This window comes from Nocardia asiatica NBRC 100129 (genome assembly GCF_000308415.1).
In the GTDB taxonomy this organism is placed as follows: Bacteria; Actinomycetota; Actinomycetes; order Mycobacteriales; family Mycobacteriaceae; genus Nocardia; species Nocardia asiatica.
Genome location: NZ_BAFS01000286.1, coordinates 1 through 25,603, shown reverse-complemented (window position 1 = coordinate 25,603; position 25,603 = coordinate 1). Strand labels below are relative to the sequence as shown.

Annotated in this window: 21 protein-coding genes; 10 read left to right on the top strand and 11 right to left on the bottom strand. The window is 70.1% G+C overall.

All coding sequences use genetic code 11. The annotated features are described in order from the left end of the window. Positions 1–17: 17 nt before the first annotated feature. From ON27_RS27990 to ON27_RS27975, 4 genes are read right to left on the bottom strand one after another with little or no spacing between them, the layout of a single operon-like run. Positions 18–3,002: an MMPL family transporter gene (locus tag ON27_RS27990; protein WP_043734167.1), complete on the bottom strand. Its 2,985-nt coding sequence runs from the start codon at positions 3,000–3,002 to the stop codon at positions 18–20. Continuing rightward, positions 3,002–3,730 (bottom strand): NYN domain-containing protein, encoded by a 729-nt coding sequence (locus tag ON27_RS27985; protein ID WP_043734166.1) that lies wholly within the window; start codon positions 3,728–3,730, stop codon positions 3,002–3,004. Before ON27_RS27985 ends, ON27_RS27990 begins: the two co-directional genes overlap by 1 nt. Further along, a complete protein-coding gene (gene trmB, locus ON27_RS27980; protein ID WP_043734164.1) occupies positions 3,727–4,539 on the bottom strand; it encodes a tRNA (guanosine(46)-N7)-methyltransferase TrmB in 813 nt (270 codons plus the stop codon). The genes ON27_RS27985 and trmB overlap by 4 nt, the downstream gene beginning before the upstream one ends. Before the next feature lie 59 nt (positions 4,540–4,598). Beyond that, positions 4,599–5,945, bottom strand: a complete 1,347-nt coding sequence (locus ON27_RS27975) for a lipase family protein (RefSeq protein WP_051047057.1) — start codon at positions 5,943–5,945, stop codon at positions 4,599–4,601. A 152-nt stretch (positions 5,946–6,097) separates the two neighbouring features. On the opposite strand from ON27_RS27975, the gene ON27_RS27970 reads away from it, so the two are divergent. The 4 genes from ON27_RS27970 (at position 6,098) to ON27_RS27955 (ending at position 11,736) form a co-directional block, all read left to right on the top strand. Next, positions 6,098–6,880 (top strand): SDR family oxidoreductase, encoded by a 783-nt coding sequence (locus ON27_RS27970; protein ID WP_043734163.1) that lies wholly within the window; start codon positions 6,098–6,100, stop codon positions 6,878–6,880. A gap of 66 nt (positions 6,881–6,946) precedes the next feature. Next, entirely contained in the window at positions 6,947–8,080 is a 1,134-nt protein-coding gene (locus tag ON27_RS27965) for an ERA-like protein 1 (protein ID WP_043734162.1), read from the top strand. Continuing rightward, the gene (locus tag ON27_RS27960) at positions 8,067–9,686 is read left to right on the top strand and encodes a hypothetical protein (protein WP_245560228.1); all 1,620 of its coding nucleotides are present in this window, start codon (positions 8,067–8,069) and stop codon (positions 9,684–9,686) included. The genes ON27_RS27965 and ON27_RS27960 overlap by 14 nt, the downstream gene beginning before the upstream one ends. Positions 9,687–9,903: 217 nt before the next feature. After that, a complete protein-coding gene (locus ON27_RS27955) occupies positions 9,904–11,736 on the top strand; it encodes a phosphoenolpyruvate carboxykinase (GTP) (RefSeq protein ID WP_043734161.1) in 1,833 nt (610 codons plus the stop codon). Between the two features lie 102 nt (positions 11,737–11,838). Here ON27_RS27955 and ON27_RS27950 read toward each other — a convergent pair whose 3' ends face one another. Continuing rightward, complete coding sequence (locus ON27_RS27950; protein WP_043734159.1) at positions 11,839–12,591, bottom strand: HD domain-containing protein; 753 nt, start codon at positions 12,589–12,591, stop codon at positions 11,839–11,841. Positions 12,592–12,791: 200 nt separating this feature from the next. Here ON27_RS27950 and ON27_RS27945 point away from each other — a divergent pair, with 200 nt between their 5' ends. Together ON27_RS27945 and ON27_RS27940 are read left to right on the top strand one after the other, a co-directional pair. Next, positions 12,792–13,742, top strand: a complete 951-nt coding sequence (locus tag ON27_RS27945) for a GlxA family transcriptional regulator (RefSeq protein ID WP_043734157.1) — start codon at positions 12,792–12,794, stop codon at positions 13,740–13,742. A gap of 341 nt (positions 13,743–14,083) precedes the next feature. Next, positions 14,084–14,287 carry a hypothetical protein gene (locus ON27_RS27940; RefSeq protein WP_043734156.1) on the top strand — a complete coding sequence of 68 codons (204 nt, stop codon included), beginning with the start codon at positions 14,084–14,086 and terminating at the stop codon, positions 14,285–14,287. On the opposite strand, the gene ON27_RS27935 is transcribed toward ON27_RS27940, so the two are convergent. Continuing rightward, positions 14,288–15,733 carry an aldehyde dehydrogenase gene (locus tag ON27_RS27935; protein ID WP_043734155.1) on the bottom strand — a complete coding sequence of 482 codons (1,446 nt, stop codon included), beginning with the start codon at positions 15,731–15,733 and terminating at the stop codon, positions 14,288–14,290. It lies immediately after the preceding gene. Between the two features lie 209 nt (positions 15,734–15,942). On the opposite strand from ON27_RS27935, the gene ON27_RS27930 reads away from it, so the two are divergent. Further along, positions 15,943–16,245, top strand: a complete 303-nt coding sequence (locus ON27_RS27930) for a hypothetical protein (protein WP_043734152.1) — start codon at positions 15,943–15,945, stop codon at positions 16,243–16,245. A gap of 5 nt (positions 16,246–16,250) precedes the next feature. Here ON27_RS27930 and ON27_RS27925 read toward each other — a convergent pair whose 3' ends face one another. Continuing rightward, a complete protein-coding gene (locus ON27_RS27925) occupies positions 16,251–17,036 on the bottom strand; it encodes a class I SAM-dependent methyltransferase (protein WP_051047052.1) in 786 nt (261 codons plus the stop codon). A gap of 116 nt (positions 17,037–17,152) precedes the next feature. On the opposite strand from ON27_RS27925, the gene ON27_RS27920 reads away from it, so the two are divergent. Next, positions 17,153–18,325, top strand: coding sequence for a glycosyltransferase family 4 protein (locus ON27_RS27920; RefSeq protein ID WP_043734149.1), 1,173 nt, complete (start codon positions 17,153–17,155; stop codon positions 18,323–18,325). A 19-nt stretch (positions 18,326–18,344) separates the two neighbouring features. Here ON27_RS27920 and ON27_RS27915 read toward each other — a convergent pair whose 3' ends face one another. Continuing rightward, positions 18,345–20,249 (bottom strand): MmpA family trehalose lipid delivery protein, encoded by a 1,905-nt coding sequence (locus ON27_RS27915; protein ID WP_051047051.1) that lies wholly within the window; start codon positions 20,247–20,249, stop codon positions 18,345–18,347. Positions 20,250–20,647: 398 nt separating this feature from the next. Between ON27_RS27915 and ON27_RS27910 the strand changes: the two genes are divergently transcribed. Continuing rightward, complete coding sequence (locus ON27_RS27910; RefSeq protein ID WP_174377890.1) at positions 20,648–21,820, top strand: polysaccharide biosynthesis protein; 1,173 nt, start codon at positions 20,648–20,650, stop codon at positions 21,818–21,820. A gap of 363 nt (positions 21,821–22,183) precedes the next feature. Here ON27_RS27910 and pgfA read toward each other — a convergent pair whose 3' ends face one another. Further along, the gene (gene pgfA, locus ON27_RS27905) at positions 22,184–23,344 is read right to left on the bottom strand and encodes a cell envelope lipid trafficking protein PgfA (protein ID WP_043734148.1); all 1,161 of its coding nucleotides are present in this window, start codon (positions 23,342–23,344) and stop codon (positions 22,184–22,186) included. A 204-nt stretch (positions 23,345–23,548) separates the two neighbouring features. On the opposite strand from pgfA, the gene ON27_RS27900 reads away from it, so the two are divergent. Next, entirely contained in the window at positions 23,549–24,733 is a 1,185-nt protein-coding gene (locus ON27_RS27900; RefSeq protein ID WP_043734147.1) for an acyltransferase family protein, read from the top strand. Positions 24,734–24,741: 8 nt separating this feature from the next. Here the strand turns inward: ON27_RS27900 and ON27_RS27895 are convergent, their stop codons facing one another. Both ON27_RS27895 and ON27_RS27890 read right to left on the bottom strand, forming a co-directional pair. Next, positions 24,742–25,242 (bottom strand): DinB family protein, encoded by a 501-nt coding sequence (locus tag ON27_RS27895; RefSeq protein WP_174377889.1) that lies wholly within the window; start codon positions 25,240–25,242, stop codon positions 24,742–24,744. 105 nt (positions 25,243–25,347) lie between these two features. Then, a partial coding sequence (locus tag ON27_RS27890) for a hypothetical protein (protein ID WP_043734146.1) occupies positions 25,348–25,603 on the bottom strand: 256 nt, incomplete at its 5' end.

The following is a 25,603-nucleotide window of genomic DNA, read 5'->3' as shown; positions in this document are numbered from 1 at the left end:
GGGCCGGCTGCGACCGCTCACTCGCGGTCGCGGCGGCGCAGCAGTTCGTTCACGCTCACCGTGCGGCCGTCGCCGCCGTGGTGCCTGCCTTCCTCGGGCCTGCCGATGTGGCGGCGGGAGGAGCGCAGTTCGGCCATCCAGTTCTCGATACTGCTGCGGTTGGTGGTGTCCGGTCCGTTGTTCGGCTCGGCGGGCGCCTCGGGTTCGGGCGCGCGATGCGCGGGAGCGGCCGGTGCTTCCGGCGGCAGGGGCCGAGGCGCACGAGGCGTGCCGGGCTGCTGGGCGAGGTCGACCGTAGGGTCTTGCGTGACGCCGAACAGCGAAGCGCCTTCGGACGCGTGGGAAGGCGGCGCGGGCGGCGTAATCGACGAGACGACGGGTCGCGGGTTCCGATCGGGGAGAACCACCGACGGGACACGCGGGTGCGCCGCGTCCTGGTCCTGGGGCAGACCCGGGGACGTCGCCGGTCGTGGTCGTGCGAGGTCTTGCGGGCTTCCGGGCGGCGACGGTGGTTGATACTCCGCTTGGTCCTGGACACGACGCGGCGCGTTCGGCGCCCGGCGCGGGCGAATCGGCTCACCCTGCGGCAGCGCGGAATCCTGCGGTGTCTCCGGGCGCTGCCGGGTCGGATCGAGCGGTGGCGGCGCAGGCGTCGCCGGCGGGGCGGGCGCGGGCGGGACCCGGTCCAGCCGCCTGGTCGGCGCCTCGGCCTCGATCTCGGCGACGGTGCGCGGCTTGCGCCTCGGCACCTTGTTCGCCGCGGCGACGGCGGGTATCTGCATGGTCACCGGGTCGGTGATCGGCGTCGTCTTGACCAGATCGACCACGTCGCCGCCGCCGGGGCGTTCGTCGTCGAGGATGGGCTCGCCGAGCCCGATCTTCTGCTGGATCTTCTTCATCCATGCGGGCGCCCACCAGCAGTCGTCGCCGAGCAGTTTCATGGTGGCGGGCACCAGCAGCATGCGCAGGATGGTCGCGTCGATGAACAACGCCGCGATGAGGCCGTAGGCGATGTACTGCATCATCACCAGATCCGAGAACGCGAACGCGCCGACCACGACGAGCAGGATGAGCGCGGCCGCGGTGATGATCCGGCCGGTGTGAGCGGTACCGGCGCGCACTGCCTCGGTGGTGGAGGCGCCCATGGTGCGTGCCTCGACCATGCGGGAAAGCAGGAAGACCTCGTAGTCGGTGGACAGGCCGTAGATCACGGCGATGATCAAGACCAGCACCGGTGACATGATCGGCTGTGGCGTGAAGTTCAGCAGCCCCGCGCCATGGCCGTCGACGAAGATCCACGTCAAGATGCCGAGCGTGGACCCGAGGCCGAGCGCGCTCATCAGCGCGGCCTTGATCGGCAAGACCAGCGAGCCGAAGGTGAGGAACATCAGCAGCGTCGTCACCAACATGACCAGCGCGATCATCAAAGGCATGCGTTCGAGCAGCGCGTCGATGCTGTCCTTCTGGATCGTCGGCTGGCCGCCGACGTAGAGCTGAACGTTGTCGGGGACGTCGATCGAGCGTAGATATTCGATCGTGGGATCCGCGTTTTCGGAATCCTCGAGGGTCGCGCTCGTCCGATAGACGTTCGGTTCGCGGGGGGAACGGCTCGGCACGTCGAAGCCGGTGTGGCCGGGAGCCGCTTTGGCTTCCCGGTATACCTTGCCGACCGCGGTGCTGTCGTCGGAGACCATGACGATCTGGACGGGGTCGGTTTTCTTGAGTGGGAAGACCTCGTAGAAGTTCTCCAGAGCCACGCGGGTCTTGTTGTCCGGCGGCAGGTATCGCTCGTTGATGCCACCGAAAGCCAGGTTCTTCACCGGAATGATGAGCAGCAGCAAGATGATGCAGATGGGCACGGCGATCTTGAGCGGGTGCTTCATCACCCACTGCGTGATCTTGCCCCAGAAGCCGTTCTCGACTTCCTCCGCGGTCTTGGTCTTGCGGAACCTCTTCAGGCCGAGCATGTCCACGCGCGGGCCGAGGACACCGAGCATCGCGGGCAGGATCGTGATAGCGGTGAGCGCCGCCAGCGAGACCGTGGCGATCGTGCCGTAGGCCACTGATTTGAGGAAGCCCTGGGGAAACAGCAGCATGCCGCCGAGGCTGGCGATGATCATGGTCGCCGAGAAGACCACGGTGCGCCCCGCGGTTATCACCGAACGCCGTACCGCCGCGCGGGTGTCGTAGCCTTCGGCCAGCTCCTCGCGGAAGCGACTGACGATGAACAAGCCGTAGTCGATGGCGAGGCCGAGCCCGATCATCGAGACGACGCCGGAGACGAACGAGTTGACTTCGGTGAACCTGGTCAGGAACATGATGATGCCGTTGGCGCCGATGACCGTGAGACCACCGACGACCAGCGGCAAGCCCGCGGCGATCAGCCCACCGAAGATGAAGAACAGCAGCACCGCGACGGCCGGGATCGCGAGGATCTCCATGCGCTTCTGGTCGGCCGCCATGGTGTCGTTGAGCGTGCCCGCCACGGCTTGCAGACCGGTGACCTGGACATCGACGCCCGGAATGTAGAAGGCGTCTTTCACTTTCCGGAAGTTGCGCACCATCTCGGTGTCGCTGTCACCGACGATGGCGATCGAGGCGAAGGTGTACTTCTTGTCCTTCGAACCGAAGGTCGCCGGGAAGCCCGGGCCGGTCTCGGTCTGCCAGTAGGCCCCGTTGACTCCGGCGATCTCGTTCGGATGCTCCTTGGGCAGCCGGTTGAGGCTGTCGACGATCTTCTGCCGGAACTGCGGGTCTTCGATCGTCTTGCCCTCGGGCGGGGTGTAGAGGACGATGACGTCGCTGTTGTGATCGCGCCCGAACGCCGAGTCGGCGATTCGCGCCGCCTGTGCCGACTCCGACGTCGGATCGTCCCAACCGCTGGAGCTGAGATGCTGCTCCAAGCCGAGGCCGTACCCGCCCAGAGCCAAGAGGGCGGCCGCGACGATGCCGATGACGGCGAAACGCAGCCGGTAAACCAGATCGCCCCAGCGTGTGAACACTAAGCGACTCCTTGGGCGGGGCGAGAGGTGAGCAGTGCCGACAGCGGCCGGAACGGCTGCAGCCAGGCACCCTCGTCGGGCAGCGAGTCGAGGCTCACTCGGGGCAGCGGTTCACGGAACACGCCCGGAATGTCCTCGAGGTCGATGAATTCGAGAGTATCGGATGTGACGGCCCAACTCGCGTGCTCGCGGAACCCGAGCACCTGGACCGGCACGCCCTTGGCGGCCAGTTCCTCCAGCGGTTCGCGGAACGCCTGACCGTCGGCGGAGGCGACCATGATGCCCGCCAGGCCCGCGCCGCGACTGCGCAGGGCGATGTGCGCCAGCATGTCGGCGTCGACGTCGGAGTCCTCGTCGATCTTGGGTTTGGCGAAGACCGCGTAGCCGACGTTGCGCAGCGCCTCCACCCACGGCCGCACGACGTCGGCGGTGCCCGGCGCGATGTTGGTGAAGACGGTGGCCTCGGGTTCCACGCGGTGCACCGCGCCCACCGACAATTCGGCGGTCCGGGCCAGCAGCCAGCGGCCGAGCGCGTCGAACCGGGGGCGGTAGGCCGCGGTGGGGCGACCGCCCAGGATGGCGCCGAGACCCATGTCGAGATTCGGGGCGTCCCACACCAGAAGGACGCGGCGCACGTCCGGCGCCGAGCCGCCCAGACCTTCTGCTCCGCCCCCGTGCACCTCCCCGGCAACATCGACCACTTCGTGGGCCATCTCACTGACGCTCATCGGTCGATCTTCCCCCATATGAGCTCCGTGATGGCGCTACCGGCGCGATGTGCCTTGCCTTCGAATTTCGTGACGGGACGTTCGAAACCGATGGGGGCCGTGGCGCGATGCTCCGCGCTGACTCCGCCCGTGCTCTCGTTCCATCCCTCGAGCAGGGGTTCCGCCATGCCGACCTGGTGGATGTGCTCGGCGTAACCGGCATGGTCGGTGGCGACGTGCAGCACACCGCCCGGCTTCAACCGGCTGGCGATCAACGCGACCGTCGCGGGCTGCAGCAGCCGCCGCTTGTGGTGGCGCGCCTTCGGCCAAGGGTCGGGGAAGAAGACGCGGACACCTGTCAGCGACTCCTTGGCAATCATGTTCTCCAGCACGTCGACCGCGTCTCCGCGCAGCAGGCGGATATTGCCGATTCCTTCGCGTTCGATGCGCTGCACCAACTGCGCGAGGCCGGGCTGGTAGACCTCGATGCCGATCAGGTTCAGGTGCGGTTCGGCCTGCGCCATGGCGGCCGTCGCGGTGCCTGTGCCGCAGCCGATCTCGATGACCAGCGGCGCGTCGCGGCCGAACCAGGCGGCCGCGTCCAGTGGCTCGTCGGCGACCTCGCGGCCGATCGAGGGCCACATCCGGTCCCAGGATTGCTGCTGGGTCGCGGTCAGCGCGCCCCTGCGCGACCGGAAGCTGGTGACTCGTGGGTACAGGCGGGAGCCGGTCTTGCGTCCGGGCCCGCCCTCGGCCGGAGCCGGAGCTGTGGACGGCGGGCCCGGAACTGACTCGGCAGTATGGTTCGCGGCGTCGTTCACGACGTCCATTGTCCAGCATCCGGCGATCCGTGCGGCAAGCGGTTGTGCACGGGCCGCTGAGCAGGAGGTCAGGCGGCGCGCGCAGGGGCGATTCTGGCCGCGGTCGGCTGCTGCTGACGCAGTGGACGGCCCAGCGCGACCTTGGCCGCGGTCACGGCCATCTCCAGCAGGCCGCGGACGCCCGAGGGCGAGGCGGCGACCGACCAGACGGTGGTGTCGCCCACGTCGCTCACCGGTTGCCCGGCGATCCGGTCGGCCAGCCAGTCCAGGCTGATGGGCGTGGACAGCGGCAACAGCGAGAAGTGCTCGCTGAGCCGGTCGCGGACGTAGGTCACCGCGGCGCCGCCGCGGCGGTAGCGCGCCACCTGATCGTCGATGCCGTCCATATGGATGATCTGGTCGTGGATGGGTTGCACCACCAGCAGCGGGCAGGTGGGCGTGGCGTTGCCCAGCCGCAGATCGTCGAACATCGCCCGCAGTTCCGGGGTGTCGAGCACCTCGGCGAGCGGACGGCTGAGGAAATCGTCCATCTTCTTGCCCGCGAGTCCGAGGATCGCGCCCAGCGGCGTCGCGTTCTCCGCGTGGACGACGAACCGGTGGCCGTCGAAGTCGAGTTCGTCATCGATCACCGAACTCAAGGCGGGGTACAGCCTGCGCAGGGCGGCGATCACGATGGCGGGCAGGCCCGCGAAGGGAGTGCCGTTCAGCCGGTCGAACACCTGGCCGGGGTCGCCGACCGGGGCGCCGAGCACCGCGCCGACGATGTGCAGTTCCGGGGCATAGGTCGGCGCCATCTCCACCGTCCAGGAGCTGGCCATGCCGCCGCCGGAGTAGCCCCACACCGCGACGCGGGTTTCGGGGCCGAGCCCGAGCGGCCCGAAGCGCAGCGCGGCGCGGACACCGTCGAGCGCGCGGTAGCCGGGCTCCCGCGGCGCGCCGAAGTTTCCGTGCGGACCTTCGTGGTCGGCGATGCTGACCGCCCAGCCGCGCCGCAGCGCGTTCGCGACCAGCAGCCATTCCAACTGGGTGACCGACCCGAGCGCCCGCGCGCCGTAGCGCAGGGCGTAGGACGGGAAGCATTTATCGGCCACCGCGTCCATCGCGCTCTGGAAGGCCAGCAGCGGACGATCCTCGTCCGGCTCCGCGCCGAGCGGCAGCAGGACCGTGGTGATCGCCGCTTCCGGGGCTCCGTGCAGGTCGCAGCTGCGATACAGGAGCTGCCAGGCCGACACCTGCTGCGGGATGAGGCCGAACAGCGCCACCTCGATCTTCCTGCTGCGCAGGATGGTGCCCGGCGCCTTGGCCGCGAACCCCGGCGGCGGTCGATGGAACGGGTCCGTGCTGGGCAGCAAAGGCTTGCGGTCCGCGGGAGAGCCGGATTCCAGGTCGGCAGCGCCGATGACATCCGCGGTCATCGCAACCTCCTCATCGTCGAGGTCGGTTGCCGCATGCGAAAGGTGAAGCTGCGCACCGGTTGTGGTGCCGACCACTTCAGCAGGGTAAGTGACCGACCGGGCGTCTGGGAACCCCGGAGTACATGACGTCCGCGGCACTAGACTCCCCGGGCATGAGCAGACCGACAGTGTTCATCACCGGCGCGGCGGCCGGTATCGGGCGAGCCACGGCCTTGCTTTTCGCTGCGCAGGGATACCACGTCGGGGCTTACGACATCGACGAAGTGGGCCTGACCAGGCTCTCTGGTGATATCGCCGGCAAGGGCGGACACGTGCACACAGGCGTGCTGGATGTGACGAACGACACGCAGTGGGCGGAGCGGCTGGCCGAGTTCCACGCCGCGACCGGGCGGCTGGACATCCTGGTCAACAACGCGGGCATCCTGCGCTCGGGGGCGTTCGAGTCGATCGAGCTGTCCGCCCATCGGGCGATCGTCGAGGTCAACTTGGTCGGAGTGCTCGCCGGAACGCACAGCGCGTTCCGCTATCTGCGCGACACCCCGGGCGCCCAGGTGGTCAACCTCTGCTCGGCCTCGGCGATCTACGGACAAGCCGAACTCGCGACCTACGGCGCGACGAAGTCGGCGGTCAAGAGCTTCACCGAGGCGCTGGACCTCGAATGGGAGCGCTACGACATCCGGGTGCTGGCGATCTGGCCGATGTTCGTGGCCACGGCCATGGTGGAAGGTGTGACCACCGGGACGACGAAGTCGCTGGGCGTGCGGCTGTCGGCGGAGGACGTCGCGGCCGGTATCTGGGAGGCCACGCGCAAGCGCGCCCGGCTGCCGAAGGTGCACTACGAGATCGGCACCCAGGCCAAGGTGCTGGCGACCGTGGCGAAATACGCGCCGAACTGGGCGGTGCGCACCGCGAACAAGTACTTCAGCGGCAGCTGAGCGGTCGAGCCTGTCCGGCGCCTGGACTTCTGACAGAATTGCGCACCGTAAAAGGGGGTGTGCAGCATGCCGACAGCCACTGATTCCGACGGGCCGTTGCGGGAGCGCGGTGTTCCCACGTCCGATCACGATCAGCTCGGCAAGCTGCTCGCCGAGTTGCGCTTCGGGACCGGGCGCGATCCCCAGATCGGGTACGCCGCGGCAGCGGCCGTCAGCGCTTGGCGGAAACCGCCGCGCATCCAGGTGACCGGGCGTGCGCACGCGGGACGGACCACGGTGCTGCACGCGCTCGCGCTGATGTCGGCGGTGGAGACCGATCCGGTGGACCAGCCGGGGGCGCCCGATCCGGAACTGGACGCCGACATCGTCGTCTACGTCTTGTCGGCCGCGCCGTCGCCCGCCGATCGCCGGATGCTGGCCACGCTGCCGCCGCAGCGCGCGATCGCGGTGTTGAACAAGGCCGACGCGATCGGCTCCCGCTGGGCCGACGCGGTGGCCGCGGCCGAACAGTACAGCAGCCAATTGCGGATTCCGGTGGTCCCGGTGGTCGCGTCGCTGGCCACGCGCACCAGGGCGGGCGCGCTGACCGAGGCCGACCTGGACTTGCTGCGCAAGCTGGCCGGCGAAGCCGACCCGGCGCTGACGCTGTCCCCGGATCTGTTCGTCGCGCCCGGTCCGGACGCCGCCGAGCGCGAGCAACTGCTGCGCCGCTGGGACCTGTACGGCGTGGCCTGCGCGTGCGTGGCCCTGCGCCACGACCCGCACCTCAGCCCGCAGTCGCTGTTGCAGGTCCTGCACGCGGCCAGCGGCATCGACGCGCTGCACCGGCTGCTGCAGCGCCGCTACGAGCAGGTGTCCGCGCTGCGCGGCGGCGAATTGCTCGACGAGTTGGCCCGGCTGGCGGCCCGCGCGGTCCCGGAGGAGGGCGGCCGGGCACGCGACCTCCTGGAGTCCTATCTGTGCAGCGACGACGCTCTCTGGCTGGGGCTCTGCGCGGGGCTCGCGGGGCCGGAAGTGGCCCATCTCGCGGCTGGATATGCCGCGCCTGCGCCGGCCGACGCCGACGACGCGCTGACCCGAGCCGCCCGCTGGCGCGCCGTCGTCACCAGCGATATGCCCCCGGCCGCCCGCCGTGCGGCCTTGCGTGTGCACAACGGGTACGTCCGACTATGGGAACGGATGAGCAGTGCCGGTCTCTGAACCCCCGGAAGCGCGGACGGCGGTCACGTCTGCCGGGGCGGAGCCGGTCTCGCCCGGCGGGCCCGAGGCGCCGCTCCGAGCTGTCGAGGGCGAATCCGATCGCCCGGCCCTGGCGACGGCGGTCGCCGGCTCGCCCGAACTCGCGGCCGTGGTGGAGCGCTGGAATCCGCAGGGTATGGCGCTGTTGCGCGCGGTGCGCGGATCGGGCGCGACGGGCGCGGTCACGGTGATCGGCCCCGCCGACGTCAACACGACCCTGCTGCGCACCGAACTGGCCCGGTTCGAACCGCGCGTCACCCTGTCCGAACCGGTCGCCGACGCGAACGCGGCGGAGACCGCTGGGGCGACTGCGTCCGCGGTAACGCTGATCCTGCTCGACGCGGGCACCACCATCGGCGCGGAGCTGCTGGGCGTGATCCACCGGTTACGCGCGGAGGGCACCCACCTGCTGCTCGCTATGAACGGCATCCACGCCTACCAGGACTGGCGCACAGTGCAGGCGCGCAACCTGGAACTGCTCGCCGAGCAGGGCGTCGCCGACCTGGAGATCGTGCCGGTCTCGGCGCGGCTGGCGGCCGCCGCGCGCACCGCGGGCGACGCCGGACTGCTCGATCGCTCGGGTCTGGGCGCCCTGCACGCCCGGCTCACCGCGGCGGCCGCCGCAGGGGGCGACCGGCCGGGCGCGGTCACCGCGCGGGTCTTGGCCGACACGCGCCAGCGGGTGGTCGAACAGGTGGCCGCGCTGCGCTCCGGCGCCGATTCGGCGCGCCTGCGTGAGGAGCGCGCGGTGCTGCTGGCCGGCCGCGACGGCGGACGAGCCACCGCGATGTCCGCGCTCAGGGGGCAGTTGCACCTGGCCAGGGTGGACTTGATGACCGACATCGGCGCGCGAGTCCGGGCGCTGCACGCCGCCTCCCGCGCCGAGCTGGATCGGCTGCGCGTCGCCGATATCGGCGGCTATCCCGCCCGGCTACAGCGAGCCGTCACCGAACTGACCGGCGGTGTCGATCACCTCATCGACCAGCGCCTCGCCGAACTCAGCGCCCGGATCGCGGGCACCGATCGGGATATACCGCCGCGACGGCGCGACCCGGCGCCGCGAGTGGGACCGGATCCCGAGCCCCGGCACCGGGGTGTCGAAGATCACCTTATGATCGCGCTCGGCGCGTCGGCGGGTGTCGGCCTCGGTCGCCTGCTGGTTGCTCCGTTCTCGCTCGTTCCCGCCCTCGACGTCGCGAGCGTGCCGGTCACCTTGCTGCTCGGCGGCGGTGCGGCAGCGTGGGTGGTCCGCGCCCGCGGTCAGTTGGCGGAGCGAGCGCACATCCGGCAATGGGTGGCCGACGCGCTGGTCAACGTAAAAGCCCAGCTCGAGCAGCGGGTGGCGACCGCGCTCGTGGAAGCTGAGACCGTTTTGGCCGACCATGTGGTCCAGGCAAGCACCGCGCGAATGGTCGAGACCGATCGCCGGGTGGCCCGGATGGAGGCCGAATTGCGCCGGATCGCGGCCGCGCAGCCCGGTCAGCTCGCCGCATGCGAGCGCGATATCCGGGTAATCGATCGCTGGCTTCCACCTGTTGAAACGAACGACCGATTGGGTACACAGTGAGGAACCCGATACCGTACCGGCCGTCACATCGCGTTAACCTCTATTCAGGAACTTGGGCGTCCGCTAAGTCCTGATCTGCCGCCCTCCTGGGTGCGCGTTCGACCGGTCGGAGCGGGCGCCTTCCCGCCAACGGTGGCGCTCGGTGCATTCGCGCTGGTCATGGGCCTAGGGCCAGGCGGCGAGGCAGCGAGTAGTCGCCCATCTCAGGAGAGTTTTCATGACGTCAGCGACCATTCCTGGTCTTCGTGGATCCGACGGCAAGGCGCCGACCGAGCACAGCGAACTACTCGCCTGGGTACAAGAAGTCGCCGAACTCACCCAGCCGGATCGAGTGGTGTGGGCGGACGGCTCCGACGAGGAATGGGAGCGGCTCACCGAGCAGCTCGTGGCGGCGGGGACGTTCCAGCGCCTGGACGAGAAGAAGAAGCCGAACTCCTTCCTCGCCCTGTCCGATCCCTCCGACGTGGCGCGGGTGGAATCCCGCACGTTCATCTGCTCGAAGTCCGAGGCCGACGCCGGTCCGACCAACAACTGGGTCGACCCGGCCGAGATGCGCGCCACGATGACCGAGCTGTACCGCGGCTCGATGAAGGGCCGCACCATGTACGTGGTGCCGTTCTGCATGGGTCCGCTCGGCGCCGAGGACCCCAAGCTGGGCGTCGAGATCACCGACTCCGAGTACGTCGTGGTGTCGATGCGCGTGATGACCCGCATGGGCGCAGCCGCCCTGGAGAAGCTGGGCGCCGACCGCCCGTTCGTGAAGGCGCTGCACTCCGTGGGCGCGCCGCTGGCCGATGGCCAGGCCGACGTGCCGTGGCCGTGCAACGACACCAAGTACATCACCCACTTCCCCGAGGACCGGGAGATCTGGAGCTACGGCTCCGGATACGGCGGCAACGCGCTGCTCGGCAAGAAGTGTTACTCGCTGCGGATCGCCTCGGCGATGGCCCACGACGAGGGCTGGCTGGCCGAGCACATGCTGATCCTCAAGCTGATCTCCCCGGAGAACAAGGCGTACTACATCGCCGCCGCGTTCCCGAGCGCCTGCGGCAAGACCAACCTCGCGATGATCCAGCCGACCGTGCCGGGCTGGCGCGCCGAGACCCTGGGCGACGACATCGCCTGGATGCGCTTCGGCAAGGACGGCCGCCTCTACGCGGTGAACCCGGAGTACGGCTTCTTCGGCGTCGCGCCGGGCACCAACCGCAGCTCCAACCCGAACGCCATGGCCACCATGGAAGCGGGCAACACGGTCTACACCAACGTCGCGCTGACCGACAACGGCGACGTGTGGTGGGAGGGCCTGGAGGGCGAGCCCGACCACCTGATCGACTGGAAGGGCAACGACTGGTACCTGCGGGAGACCGAGACGCTGGCCGCCCACCCGAACTCGCGCTACTGCACGCCGATGGCGCAGTGCCCGATCCTGGCGCCGGAGTGGGACGACCCGCAGGGTGTGCCGATCTCGGCGATCCTGTTCGGCGGCCGCCGCAAGACCACGGTCCCGCTGGTCACCGAGTCCTTCGACTGGCAGCACGGCGTGTTCATGGGCGCGACGCTGTCCTCCGAGCAGACCGCGGCCGCCGAGGGCAAGGTGGGCACCGTGCGCCGCGACCCGATGGCCATGCTGCCGTTCCTGGGCTACCACGTCGGTGACTACCTGGGGCACTGGATCAACCTGGGCAAGAACGCCGACGCCGGCAAGCTGCCCAAGATCTTCTACGTCAACTGGTTCCGCCGCGGTGACGACGGCCGCTTCCTGTGGCCCGGCTTCGGCGAGAACTCCCGCGTGCTGGAGTGGATCGTCGGCCGCATCGAAGGTTCCGCCGAGGCCGAGGCCACCGCTATCGGCAACGTGCCGACTGCCACGCAGCTCGACCTGGACGGGCTGGACGTCGACCCCAAGGATGTCGACGAGGCGCTCGCCGTGAACGCCGAGGAGTGGCGCAAGGAGATCCCGCTGATCGAAGAGTGGTTCGAGTTCGTCGGTGACAAGCTGCCTTCCGGCGTGCGCGACGAGTTCGAGGCGCTCAAGCAGCGTCTGGGCTGACACTCCACCCAAAGTAGCACTCGCCCGCACCATCCGACGGATGGTGCGGGCGATTTGTTCTGCGCGACAAAAGTTTTGCGTGCTCGCGCGGTGATCGCGGCGCTATTCGCCGAACGGTGACAAGCGGATCATGGCCAGGAACCCCGAGCGGTTGAGGAAATGGATCCGGCCCCTGGGCATCGACTTCGCTTCCGCTCGGAAGGCCGCGATCACGTGCCGCTTGAAATCCAGCCGAGGGTGACGTCGCAGCAGTTCATCGACCCATGCGGGGTCCAACTGCGCCAGCCGTGTGCCGAGCACGTCCACCGAAGCTCCCGCCGAGACGAAGCCGCCCGGGTCGCCGAGGTCGTCGGCGACCCCCGGGGTGATGTGGGCGGCGATGGCCGCGCCGATCGCCTCTGCCCGCTCCGGTGGCGCGCCCGCGCCGAGTGCGACGGCAGCGGCCCGCTCCCCGCCTGCCACCGCGAAACACCTTCCGGGCGTGGGGTGTTCGAGCTGTAGATCGTGCAGCAGGCAGGAGACGTAGACGAGCTCGTCGTCATAAGCGACGCCGTCGGAATCGGCCAAGACCCGACCGAAGTAGTAGGTACGCAGCGAGTGGTTGAGCACCGGCGGTGAAAGCGCCTCACGTGCCTCGGTCTCCGCCGCGACGGCGAGCTCGGAATCGGGCAGCCGCAAACCCGCCAACTCCAGCTTCCCGCGCCCCCGCCGCCCCAGCGCGAGCCGGACCCGGTTGGGCGCCATGGCGGGCAGCGTCCGAGCGGTCGCGACGGCCAATCGGATCTGTTGCCCCTTCGTCAACGCGCCCCCGGTACGGGTGGCCCATGCCCAATCGAGGCCCGTCGCTACGGCCACTGTGCCCTCCTTCTCGTCGCAACTCGGCGTGCAGTTGAAGTCAAGTGTGCGCGGCGCCGGACCACGAGTGGCGCAAGCGCCACCAATGCTCGGATTCGTGTCAAAGTGCAGGTGACGGCGGTAGTCGAAGGGCGGCCGACGGGCGCGTGACGAGTGGCAGGGATGGCAGTGGTGCTCGGGTTCGTGCCAAGCTGAGGGTGATGAAGCGAGTGGTGGCGCTGGCGTTGGACGGCGTTATGGCGTTCGACCTGGCCTGTGCTGTTCAGGCGTTCCGGCACGGGCCGGGTAAGACCGGGGAGCCTTCGGGCTTCGAGATGCGGACTTGTGGCTTGCGTCCGGGGCCGGTGTGGACGCCCAATGGCTTCGAGTTGCGGGTGGAGCACGGGCTGGAGGCGCTGCGGGAGGCGGATGTCGTCGTCGTGCCGGGAATCGGCATTCCGACGCTGCCCACGCCGCGGGAGGCGTTGATCGCCCTGCGCAGCGCGGCGGCACGGGGCGCGACCATGGTGAGTATCTGCGTCGGCGCGTTCATCCTGGCCGAGGCCGGGCTACTGGACGGACGTCCGGCGACCACGCACTGGGCCTACTGCGGCGAGTTCGCCGAGCTGTATCCGGCGGTGCGACTGGACCCGACCGCGTTGTACGTGGACGACGGCGATGTACTGACCTCGGCCGGGCTGTCGGCGGGCCTCGATCTGTGCCTGCACATCGTGCGCGCGGAACTGGGTGCGCACGCGGCCGCGGAGCTGGCGAGATGGAACGTCACCGCGCCGCATCGGGAGGGCGGTCAGGCGCAGTACGTTCCGTACCGGCCGGGCGTCTCGGCCGCCGACGGCGGTCTCGCCGCCACCCTGGCTTGGGCGGTCGCCGAACCGACTGCGGCGGTGGATGTCTCGGCGCTGGCCGCGCACGCGCTGATGAGCAAGCGTACCTTCATCCGCCGCTTCAAGGCGGAGGTGGGCACCACGCCGCGGCGGTGGCTGGATGCCCAGCGCACCGCGCGTGCCCGCGAACTGCTGGAAACTACGCGTTTGCCAGTGGAAGTCGTCGCGGCCAGAGCGGGATTCGGCAGCGTCACCGCGCTGCGAGTGCACCTGCGCGCGGCGACCGGCGTCACACCTGCGGCGTATCGCCGAGCGCTGGGCGGATGAGCACCGCTGGGCAGTGTTCGTCGGCGAAATGACATTGTGCGGCAGGAGATTCGATTGCCCTGCGAATGGTGCTCGCAGAAGGCTGCACGGGAAAGTGCCGACGAAGGCCGTCGGTCCGCGAAATTCGTACGGCTCGACGGGTTTAACCGCGTACGGAACGGGGTAATGATCTTGTTGAGAGATTTCGTGTACTCGTGATCTATGCTTGGCGTGTTCTACCTTCCCCATCACACAGTCGGATTACCAACGGTTAACTGATCGACTGAACGACTTCCTACCGACAGCGGACCCGCGATGCCCGCGGCGTACGGCGAGATCGACGCGCGAGAGGTGGTTGGAGCATGGCCGATCTGGAGACGGCGACGTCCCTTGCCCCCATGGTTGCCGAATTCGAGTCGGCGCAGGCGAGCACGCCGCTGCGCCGGGCCGCGGGGCGGCTGCTCGCGGTACTGCCGCCCGGATGGCGCGTCGAGATCGTCGACGCGCCGCCCCGGCGCTACGGCAACCGTGCGCCGATGCTGCGGGTGGTCATGCCGCCCGACTGATCACCCGGTCCAGCCGAGCGGCATGAGCAGCGACTTCTGCTCGCAGAACGCGTCGAGACCCTCCGGGCCGTTCTCGCGTCCGAGCCCGGAGGACTTGTAGCCGCCGAACGGCGAACTCGGGTCGAACGCATACCAATTGATCGCGTAGGTGCCGGTACGCACCCGCGCCGCGATCTCGGCGCCGTGTTCGACGTCGGCCGTCCACACCGAGCCGGCGAGGCCGTAGACCGAGTCGTTGGCGATGGCCACGGCCTCGTCCTCGGTCTCGTACGGGATGACCGACAGCACCGGCCCGAAGATCTCCTCCTGGGCGATGGTCGACTTGTTGTCCACGTCGGCGAAGATCGTCGGCTCGACGAACCAGCCACGGTCCAGGCCCGCCGGACGGCCGCCGCCGAGCACGAGTCGCGCCCCCTCGGCCTTGCCCTTGGCGATGTAGCCCTCGACCCGCTCGCGCTGGCGCTCGGAGATCAGCGGACCCAGCTGCACGCTCGGGTCGGTCGGGTCGCCCACCTTCATCGTCTTGACGTGTTCGACCAGCGCGTCGAGGATCTCGTCGTACCGGCTGCGCGGGGCGAGGACGCGGGTCTGCGCGACACAGCCCTGACCGCTGTTCATCAGGCCGGAGAACGCGAGCACCGGGATACCTGCCGCGACGTCCATGTCGGGCAGCAGGATCGCCGCGGACTTGCCGCCGAGTTCGAGCGAGACGCTCTTGAGCAGACCGGTGGCGATGGCGCCGATCTTGCGGCCGACCGCGGTGCTTCCGGTGAAGGTCACCTTGTCCACGCCGGGATGCGAGACGAGGTACTCGGCCGCGTCGGGCTCGGCGGGCAGTACCGAGAGCACCCCTTCGGGCAATCCGGCCTCGGTGAAGATGTCGGCGACCATGTTGGCCGTGATCGGCGTCAGCGGCGCGGGCTTGAGCACCACGGTGCAACCGGCCAGCAGCGCGGGGGCGAGCTTGTTGACCGCGAGGAACAGCGGGACGTTCCAGGCGGTGACCGCCGCGACGACGCCGCGCGGCTCGCGGGTGACCCGCGTGGTGCCGAACGCGCCCACCCGGGTCTCCCGCCACGGGAAGGTCTCGGCCAGGGTCGCGTACGCGTCGAGCGCGGCGACCGCGGGAATCTGGTTGAGCGTCATCGCCATCATCTGCGGTACGCCGACCTCGGCGGTCAGCGCGGCGAGCAGGTCCGCGGAGCGCTGTTCGATCAGTCGGGCCGCGCGGCTGAGCACCGCGGCGCGCTCCTTCGGCGGGGTGGCAGGCCACGGACCGTGGTCGAAGGCGTGCCTGGCCGCGGTGACCGCGGCGTCCACGTCGGCCCGGCTCACCGCGGGGACGCTGCCCACCGGCTCGACCGTGGCCGGCGAGATGACCTGGATGCGCTCGGCGGTGGCTGGCGCGGTCCAGCGGCCGCCGATGAACAAGCTGTCGTAATGCATGAGAACACGTTACAGTTTTGCCCGCCGCCTGTCTGTAACCCGTTTCAGTTTTGCGCCCCGGCGAGGCTCTGGCCGGTGTGAATCCCGACCTCTCGGTTCGCTTTTCGCAGAACGCACTATTGCGTTCTGTTGCTGGAAAGGGGATGCTGTAGCGACATATCAGCTCGCTCCATTCCCGAACCGTTACCGCAAACTGGGGAGTCCGAGTCATGGCGGTGCAAGTGATCGGCCGGTCGCTGATGACCAGTGATCAAACTCAGCATCAGGCGAAGTGTGTCGGCAGCGGCGGGTGGGTGGTCTCGTTCCTACCCGGCCGTACCTTGACGCTCGAGCAGGCGACCGCGGCTATGCAGGCCGCGGAGGCGGTCGCTGCCGTCGGGATGTGGGCCGACCTGGTCGGCCTGACCACGCTCGAGACCGTCGGGTTGGCTATGCGGGAATCGCCGTGGAGCGAGCCGGTGCACGCGCCGTGCGGGAAGCGGCACTGGCGTCGCGGATGGCTCGAGCCTTAGCTCGGCTAACTTTTAGTAGCCACGACGACCAGATTGCTCACCAGTAACTCACGTACCACGGGTACCCGGGTCAACCACCACGCCCAGCGCGGGTGATAGCGCGGGAAGACGGTGTGCACCTCGGCCGGAGTGCCTGCCGCCCACCGCAACCCATCCGCTGCCCGCACCGCGAACAGCGAGGTGCCGAACCTGTTCTTGGGTTCGCGTCCGTGCTTGCGCCGATACCGGCGCGCGGCGTACTCGCCGCCGAGGTAATGCCACGGCCCGGTCTCGTGGCCGCCGAACGGACCGTGCCAGACCGTGTAGGAGAGCACGATCAACCCGCCCGGCCTGGTCACCCGCACCATCTCGTCGGCCATCGCCCACGGCTTCGAGACGTGTTCGGCGACGTTCGACGAGAAACAGATGTCGAGCGCGTCGTCGCGGAACGGCAGCGCCATCCCGGACCCGCGGACCGCTCCGGCCACCGAGAGACCGGCGGCGTGCATCTCCGAAGGGTCGGGCTCCACCGGGATGTAGCGCGCGCCGGAGCGGGCGAACTCGTCGGCGAAATACCCCGGTCCGCCGCCGACGTCGAGAACCGTCGCACCGTCCAGCGACCGGCCGGTGAGGTCGGCGTAGAAATCCGCGATCATCGCCGCGCTGTCGGCGGCCAGACCGCCGTAGAACCGCGCCGGATCGGTCTGCTCGAACCGGAAACTACCGAGCAGTCGCAGCGACCGGCGCAGGGTCGCCCGGCGGGCGAACCGGGGCGAGCCGCCGCGGGCAGGCGTCGTTTCGGCTTTGAGCACGGCGCCGAGTCTCGCACAACCCCGATGCTGGGCATCGCGGGCGGGTGCTCGGGTTAGGGTGTACCGCGACATCCGACGTTCCCCACCGGGACCTACCGACCGAGAGAAGCTCCACCGTGCGCGAAGTCCTCCTGCTCTGCTGGCGTGACACCGGGCACCCGCAGGGCGGCGGCAGCGAGCGGTACCTCGAGCAGGTCGGCGCGCACCTTGCGGCCCGCGGGGTCAAGGTCACCCTGCGCACCGCCCGCTATCCCGGGTCGCCGCGGCGGGAGCGCATCGACGGCATCGATATCAGCAGGGCGGGCGGCCGCTACACCGTGTATCCGCGGGCGCTCGCCGCGATCCTGCTCGGGAAGATCGGCCTCGGCCCGTTGCGCGGGGTGCGCCCGGACGCGGTGATCGACACCCAGAACGGCATCCCGTTCTTCGCCACCGCCGTCACCAAGGCGCCGTCGGTGGTGCTGGTGCACCACGGGCATCGTGAGCAGTGGCCGGTGGCGGGCCGGTTGATCGGTCGCGTCGGCTGGTGGATCGAGTCGCGGGTGTCGCCCCGTGTGCACCGGCGTAACCAATATCTGACCGTCTCGCTGCCGTCGGCGGAGGAATTGGCCGCGCTCGGTGTGGACCGCTCGCGAATCGCGGTGGTGCGCAACGGAGCCGAACCGGTTCCAGTCGACGCGCCCACCGGCGCCGCGGAGACCCGTACTTCCGCGCCCACCGTCGTGGTCCTGTCCCGCCTGGTGCCGCACAAGCAGATCGAGGACGCGCTCGCGGCGGTGGCCCGGTTGCGCGACCGCATCCCCGAACTGCGCCTGGACGTGGTCGGCGGCGGCTGGTGGGCCGACAACCTGCGCGACAACGCCCGCGAACTCGGCATCGCCGACGCCGTCACCTTCCACGGGCACGTGGACGAGCGCCGCAAGCACGAACTGCTCGCCCGCGCGTGGGTGCACGTACTGCCGTCCCGCAAAGAGGGATGGGGGCTGGCGGTGATCGAGGCCGCCCAGCACGGCGTGCCGACGGTCGGCTACCGCAGTTCGCGCGGGCTCACCGATTCCATCGTCGACGGCGCGACCGGCATCCTGGTCGACGACGTCGCCCAGTTGGCCGATGCCGTCGGCGATCTGCTGGACGATCCGGGCGCGCGCACCGTCATGGGCGAGAAGGCGCGCGCCCGAGCGCGCGAATTCTCTTGGGAGCAAACCGGTATCGGCGTCTACGAGGTGCTGGCCGCAGCCGCCCGTGGCGAGCAGGTCACCGGCTTGATCGCGCCCCGGACAGTCGACTGAATCATCGCGTCGCCGGGTATCAGCGCCGGGTTCTCGTACGGGATCGTGCCCGGATACAGAGGACGACCAGCGGACTCACGATGAGCAACGCGCCCCAGACTCCGTGGGCTGCGGCGATCACGGAGCGCTGCGCCGTCGTCGGTCCGGGGCGCTCGTCCACACCCGGCACCCGATAAAGCGCGAGGTCGGCGTCCTCGTAGCTGCGCTCGAGCTGGGCCAGCGTCGTCGCCGCCGCGCCGAGCGGGCCAGGTGTGGTTCGCTCCACGAGCACCCAGCCGACGCCGCGGCGCGCCAGTTCGGGAGCCGAACCACCTTGCAGGAGGAGGGCTTCCACTTCTCGGGCGCGTGCGCCCTCGCCGGACACCGTGCGCCCGCGCACCGGGAGCTCGCCGGTCTGTAGGACGTCGTTGGGCAGCATGCGCGGCGCGGGGTCGAGCACCGGCGCAGGGCCGCTGTAGCGGAATTTGCGGAACATGCCGCCCGGCAGCACGGCGACGTCGCCGGGACCGTCGATCCGTGCGGCGACCTGCTGCCAGCCGGCGGGGTAGCGCACCGCACGGACGGCTCCACCGGCGCCCCAGGCGAGGTCGTAGAGCGGCAGCACGAGAAGCGCCACGAATACCGCCGCGATCGTGGACGTCACCGCCGGGTGCGCCGTGGCGGGCCGGTCCGACGGCGGGGACGAGAGACGCCGGGCGGTCGCCGCGCAGCCCGCCGCCGCGCACAGCGCGTAGGCGGGCACGGCCAAGGCCGCGTACTTCTGCGTGTCCCGCAGCAAGCCCGCACCGGGCACGTGCGCTACCAGCCACTCCAGTGCCTGCATGCCCCATGCCGTCGCGCCGAGCGCGGGAAACAGCAGCGCGACCGCCGCGAGCAGCAGCAGTGCGCGGCGGACATGGCGGTTGTCCGGATCGGCGCCGCCGGTGGCGACGGCACGCACACCCAGTGCCACGATCGCCAGCAGGGCCGAGGTCGCGATCACGGCCAGCGGCGTGGTCCGGGAAAGCGGAACCGCCTCCGCGTTCCAGATGCCGCCGAGCCCGGCGACGCTGCCGAGGGTGCCGAGGCCGGGCTCGGCACGTGCGGCGAAGGCCGCGATGCCCGCGGGGTCGGACGGCTCGGCGCCCGCACCCGACAGCGCGGTCGCGGCGAGCCACGGCGCGGAGGCGGCGATCCAGACGAGGAGCGTCGGAAGCAGGTGGCGGCGCGGCACCGAAGCGAACGCGGTCACGCCCGCCAGCAGCGCTCCGGTCGGTGTGAGTCCCGCGGCGGCGAGCGACCCGGCCAGGGCCGCCCAGGCGGCTGCCGTCCGCATTGGTGTGGTTCGCTGCCGAGCTTCGGTGGCGTCTGTCGGTGGGCTGGTCTCGCCGGGTGCGGAGGCCGGCGGTGCGGATGGCCCGAGCAGGCCGTTTCCGGGCTGGTCGGACGTGTTCGACAGAATCCGCCGACGCTGTTTCGCAGTCGCGGAGGTTCTGAGACGGTAGGCGGCGAGCGCTGTCCATGGCAGCGCGGCGTATCCCGCCAGCAGGCTCCAGTGCCCCTGCAACAGCCGTTCGGCGACGTACGGATTCCACAGCGCGACCGTCGCGGCGACCAACTGCGGCCCGAGCGACGCACGCAGCAGATCGCGCGCCAGCAGCGCCGCCCCGTACCCCGCGGCCCACAGCGCGACGACCAGAATCGCCTTGACCAGCAGCCCGCCGTCGACGAACGCCGACAGCACGGCCAGCAGCGCATCCTGCGGCACCGCCCGCGGCGCCGCGTCCCCCAGACCGAGCGCGGAGTCGGTCGGATAACTGCGCGGCGTGCTCACCGCGTCCCGCAAGAGCAGGTACCCCGGCGCCAGCAAGGGAGCGGTCACCAGCAGTGCCCCGGCCGCGCTGTATCCCGCAGCCACCGCTCGGTCCCGACCGCTCCCACTCACGCCTGAGCACTGTACGTCCCGATCTCCGTCACCGTGGAGCCGAGCGCGACCGGGGATTCCGGTTCGGGTGGTCAGGGACGACGACCCACGCCCAGCTCGAGCCGGTCTACCAGGACGCCGACGTCAGGCGGTATCGTGTGCCGGGCGTCATCGGTGGATGGTTCGACGACAATGCAGCCGGCCGCCCTCGCGCCGGGAGCGGCTTGCGAGAACACGGCAACTGCTTTCGTGAGCACATGGGTGACCCACCCGGTACGTGCGGAACATGAGCGAACCCCGACGCAGGACCTTGTGTCGCCCGGCTGGTACGGCCTGAAGACCCGGAGAGGCGGGGGAGCGTGTCTGCTGTCCGTCGGTTACCTGTGGTGGCGGATCTGTCGTGGGTGACGGCGGGCGCGATGACCGCCAACGTCGCCGGGTACCTGCTGCAACTGCTGGCCGGGCGCTGGCTGGGCGTCACCGGATACAGCGAATTCGCGAGTCTGCTCGCGGTGCAACTGCTGTGCGCGGTGCCCGCCCTGGCGCTGCAGAACGTGGTCGCGCGGGAACTGGTGCGCGGCGCGGGGGCGGCGGCGCTGCGCGGGTTGCAGTGGCGGTGCGCGGTGATCGTGGCCGCGGTGGCGGCGGTGCTGGTGCCGCTGGTCGCGGTCGCTCTGCACGTCGGGGTGGCCGCCACGGCGGCGGCGCTGGGCGCGGCGCCCGCGCTGGTGCTGTTGTCCGGCGAGCAAGGCGTGTTGCAGGGCAGCAAGCGGTTCCGCGCGTTAGGGGTGGTGCTCGGCGCGGCGGGAATCGCACGGGTCACGCCCGCGCTGGTGGTTCTCGCGCTGGGCGGCGGAGCGACGCTCGCGCTGTGGGCGGCGGCCGCCGGAATCGCGGCGGCGGCGCTGCTGGCCAGGATCGTCGCCGGTGCGCCGTCCGCGCCCGCCCGCGCCGATACCGAACCGGGCGAGATCGCCGCCCCGGGCGTGCTGCCGGTGCTGCGGGCCGCGCAGGTGCAAGCGGCGCTGATGGCCCTGTCGTCGGCGGATCTGATCGTGGTCCGGATCGTGCTGGACGACGTGGACGCCAGCCGCTACGCCCTCGGCACCATCGCCGCCAAGATCGCCTTCTGGCTGCCCCAAGCGGTCGGTGTGGTGCTCTACCCGCGGATGGCCCAGCCGACGCAGTCGGCGAGCGCGATCCGCGCGGCGCTGGCGGTGCTCAGCGGTATCGGCCTCATCGCGGTGCTCGGGGCCGCGCTCGCCGCGCCGGTCGCTCCGCTGCTGGCCGGCGAGGACTACGCGCCGATCCAGGGGCTGCTGTGGGTTTTCGCGCTGCACGGCGCGCTGCTGGCGGTGCTGCAGGGCGCGGTGCTCTCGGCCATCGCCGTCGACCGCACGTCCCTGGCGCTGGTCACCTGGCTCGGGCTGGCCGTCGAAGTCACGCTGATGCTGTCGCTGGCCCGCTCGATCCCGGCGCTGATCACCACGGCCGTGGCGGTCGCGGCCACCACCACCGTCCTGGTGGCCGTCATCGTCCTGCGGGCGGCCGACCACTCGACGCGACCCGAACCGTTGCGCCCGGTCGGCTGACACTCGAGCTGGCCCGAGCCGTTGCGCCCGGTTGGCTGACCTCTTGACGTGGTTCGAGCTGTCGCGCCGGGTTGGCTGACCACTCGAGCTGGCCCGAGCCGTTGCCTCCGGTCGGCTGACTACTTGACGTGGCCCGAGCCGTTGCGCCCGGTCGGCTCACCCGCATTGGCTGGAATCGTCATATGGGCACCGATGCGCACCCTGGTCAACGCGGACGATTTCGACGCGGCCCGAGGGTCCTTCCGCGCCGACCGAACCTCCACGCAGCCGACTATCCGGCGAGTGCCGACGAGTAAGGACCGCACAACGAATTCGGCTCCCCAGCCGGAGGGCGGGGAGCCGAATTCGAGGGCGTTCAGCCGGTCAGGGCTGCTTGTTGATCCGAATCTGTTCGGTGGGAGCGTCGTCGGCGCCGCGGGTGCCGCGCGGGGCCGCTCCGGACGGAGCCGGGCCGCTCGGACGCTGGCCCGGAGTGCCGCCCGCACGCGCGGGCGTCGGAGCCGAGCCGCCCCGGATACCGAGGACCACACCGGCGATCAGCGCGATCACGCCCAGGACGCCGAGGATGATCGGCATGACCCGGCCGTACAGCGACAGCTTGTCGATGTTCTCCTTGGCGACCGCGAGCTGCGACTCGATCGTGTTCTCGTCGAACACCAGGTGCGATTTCAGCGCGGTGACCTCGGGCTTGTCGGCCGTGCGCGAGTAGTAGAGGTGCAGCGCCTCGCCACCCTTGACCACCGTGCCGGTCTCCGGCTCCACCCACAGGTCACGGGTGTTGGTGTAGTAGCGGGTCATGGTCACCGGGGCCTCGCCGCCTTCGACGCCCCACTTGGCGGCGGGCAGGCTCAGCCGGTTGGTCGGCGCCTGCACGACGTCCCACAGGCTGGTGGCCGGGACCGACATCTGGAAGTGGTAGACCTTCGTGTTGTTGATCTCGGTCTCCTCGACGAAGTTGGCGTCGAAGGACTTGCGGACGTTGAGATCGAAGTAGGGGTAGGTCTTCTTCTCGGTGCCGATCGGGAACCGGTACTGCAGACCGGTGTGCTGCACCGGTTCGGCGATGCTCTGTCCCTCCAGGGTCGCCGACACCGCGATGGAGCCGTTGGGCTCGGTCGAGACGGGATCGCCGGTCACCCGGTCGATGGTCACCCGGTCGATGCTCGCGGTGAGCAGGCCGGTGTCACCCTGCTTGTCGATGCGCCGCAGCGTCTGGCCCGCCTGCACCGTCATCTGCTCGGCGTCGGCCGGGTCTTCGACGGTGAGGAAGCGCTGGGAGACCAGGGGGACATTGGTGTCGACCTTGGCCGAGCCCTCCGGCGCGGTCAGGGACTTGGAGTCGAGCACGAGGCTGTCCTCACCCTGCACGTTCGTCGCGATCGTGGTGATTTCCAGATCGAGGGGAGTTTTCGCCAGCTTGTCGACGGTGTAGGTCGGGATCATGATTGCGGCGACGATCAGCAACGCGCCGAGACCCACGAGCAGGCAGGCCACCGTCCTTCTGGTACCGGCACTCAGTGCCATGCAAACTCTCCTCGTCGTAGAACACAGGTCGCTTCCGCTGAGCACTGCGGGCGGGCCGCGGCACTCGTGAGCCCCGACACTAACAGTCCGATCACGTACCATGCGGCGTCGAGGCCGTAAACGGCCGAGAAATCGCCCGAGTCTAACGCGAAATCTGAAACGTCGGGTTATCAACTGTGGATTCGCACGGCAGACTGGAGTCCGATGACCGCCACCCTGCCCGCCGCCGCGCCCGCGACCGAACGGGTGCGCCCGCGCGCGTTCGTGCCCGCGCTGGAAGGCATGCGCGGGATGGCCGCGCTCGGCGTGCTGCTCACCCATGTCGCCTTCCAGACCGGCGCCTCGGGCACGCCGGTCATCGGCCGGATCTGGGGGCGGTTCGACATGGCGGTGGCGGTGTTCTTCGCCCTGTCCGGGTTCTTGCTCTGGCGCCCGCACGCCGCTGCCGCGCGCGGCCTCGACTCCGCCCCGCCCGTGGGCTACTACCTGCGGCATCGCGCGGCTCGGATCCTGCCCGCCTACTGGGTGGTGGTGTGCGCGGTCCTGGTGCTGCTGCCCAGCGCCGCCGGGACCGCGGGCCTGCGGGTATGGGTGTCGAACCTGGCGCTGTTGCAGGTGTTCGTGCCGCTGACGCTCACCGACGGCCTCACCCAGATGTGGAGCCTCTCGGTGGAGGTGGCCTTCTATCTCGTGCTGCCGTTGCTGGCGTTCGCGCTGGTGCGCCTGCGCGGCCCGGCGGCGCGCCTGCGGGTGCCGGTGCTGCTCGCGGTGGCCGTCGTCAGTCTGGGCTGGAATCTCGTTCCGGTGCCGACCCCCGACGCGATCCACGCGGACAACTGGCTGCCGGGCTACCTGCCCTGGTTCGCCGCGGGCATGCTCCTGGCGGAGCTCGCCGAACATAGCGTCCGGCTATCACGCTGGTGGAAGATCGGCGCGAACCAGCCTCTGATGTGGACCGTCGCCACCACCGCGTTCCTGCTCGCGGCGACCGATCTCGCCGGACCCGCCGGGCTCACCCGGGCCGAGCCCTGGCAGTACGTGGTGAAGATGGCCCTGGGCGCGGTCATCGGGTTCGCGTTGCTCGCGCCGCTGGTGCTGCGTGATCCGGCGGCGCGCGGGCACCGCTGGCTGGAGTCCCCGGTGGCCGCGACGCTCGGCCGCTGGTCCTACGGCATTTTCATCTGGCACCTCGCGGTGCTCTCGATCGTGTTCCCGGTGTTCGGCATCCTGCCCTTCCAAGGGGACTTCGGTTACGTCCTGGTTCTCACGACCGCCATCACCCTCCCGGTCGCCGCCGCCAGCTACGCCTTGGTGGAGGAGCCGGTGCGGCGCTGGGTCCGCGGCCGGGACCGGGTGCGGCGAACCGCCGAACCCGAGCCCGCGCCCTGATCGCGCGGTCAGCCGTCGAGTTGCCGGTGCATGTCCAGCAAGTGGTGGCGCAGCTCGTGCAGGGTGTGCACCGCGAGCCAGCGCAGGGAGCGATCCGCCGGCTCGGGATAAGGGAAGCCGAGGGTCCGCTCCCAATCGTCGTCGCCGAGGCGTTCCAGCACGTTCGCGAACAGCAGGGCGGCGTCGCGGATCTGCCTGGCCACGTCCGCGGGGTTCTGCTGGGCGTAGCCGTCGTGCTCGACTCGCTCGTCCCGGCCCATCGCGGTAGCGGGCGGGTTGTCCGAACGGCGGGCCGCCAGGACGCGTTCGCGCTGGGCCAGCAGTACGTCTCGCACGTGGCAGGCGTATTCCAGCGGCGACCACACGTCGGGCTTGCCGCGCTGTCGTAACTTGCCGCTGTCGGCGCCGAGCAGGTCGGCGTATTCCACTGCGTGCTCCCGCGCCAGCGACGGCACGTCGGCCGCCGAAGCCAAGTCGTAGACGAAACTGCATTCGGCACAGGTGTTCACGCGTGGTCACGTTAGCAACGAGTGCCATTGCGGCGCACGACGAATCGGGGTCTTGTCGCGCGCCGAGCCCGCCGGCCCGATGCCGTCGGCCGGTGCGGGGTGCGGTCAGTGTTCGACTGCCGTGGTGTCCGGGTCGTCGGTCCGGTTCCCGCGCGGCTGTTCGGCGCGCTGCGGCAGCACCGCGATGCCCACCGCGATGATCGCGAGCAGCGCGGGCAGCTGCACCAGCACGGACCCGCCCATATAACCCTCGGCCGAGCGCCATGGGCCCGTGGACAGCGCGGCGGCGGAGAGCATGGTTCCCACGCCCGCCACGACGACCAGCGCGCGAGCGGTGAGGTACGGCGTGAAACGGGCTGCC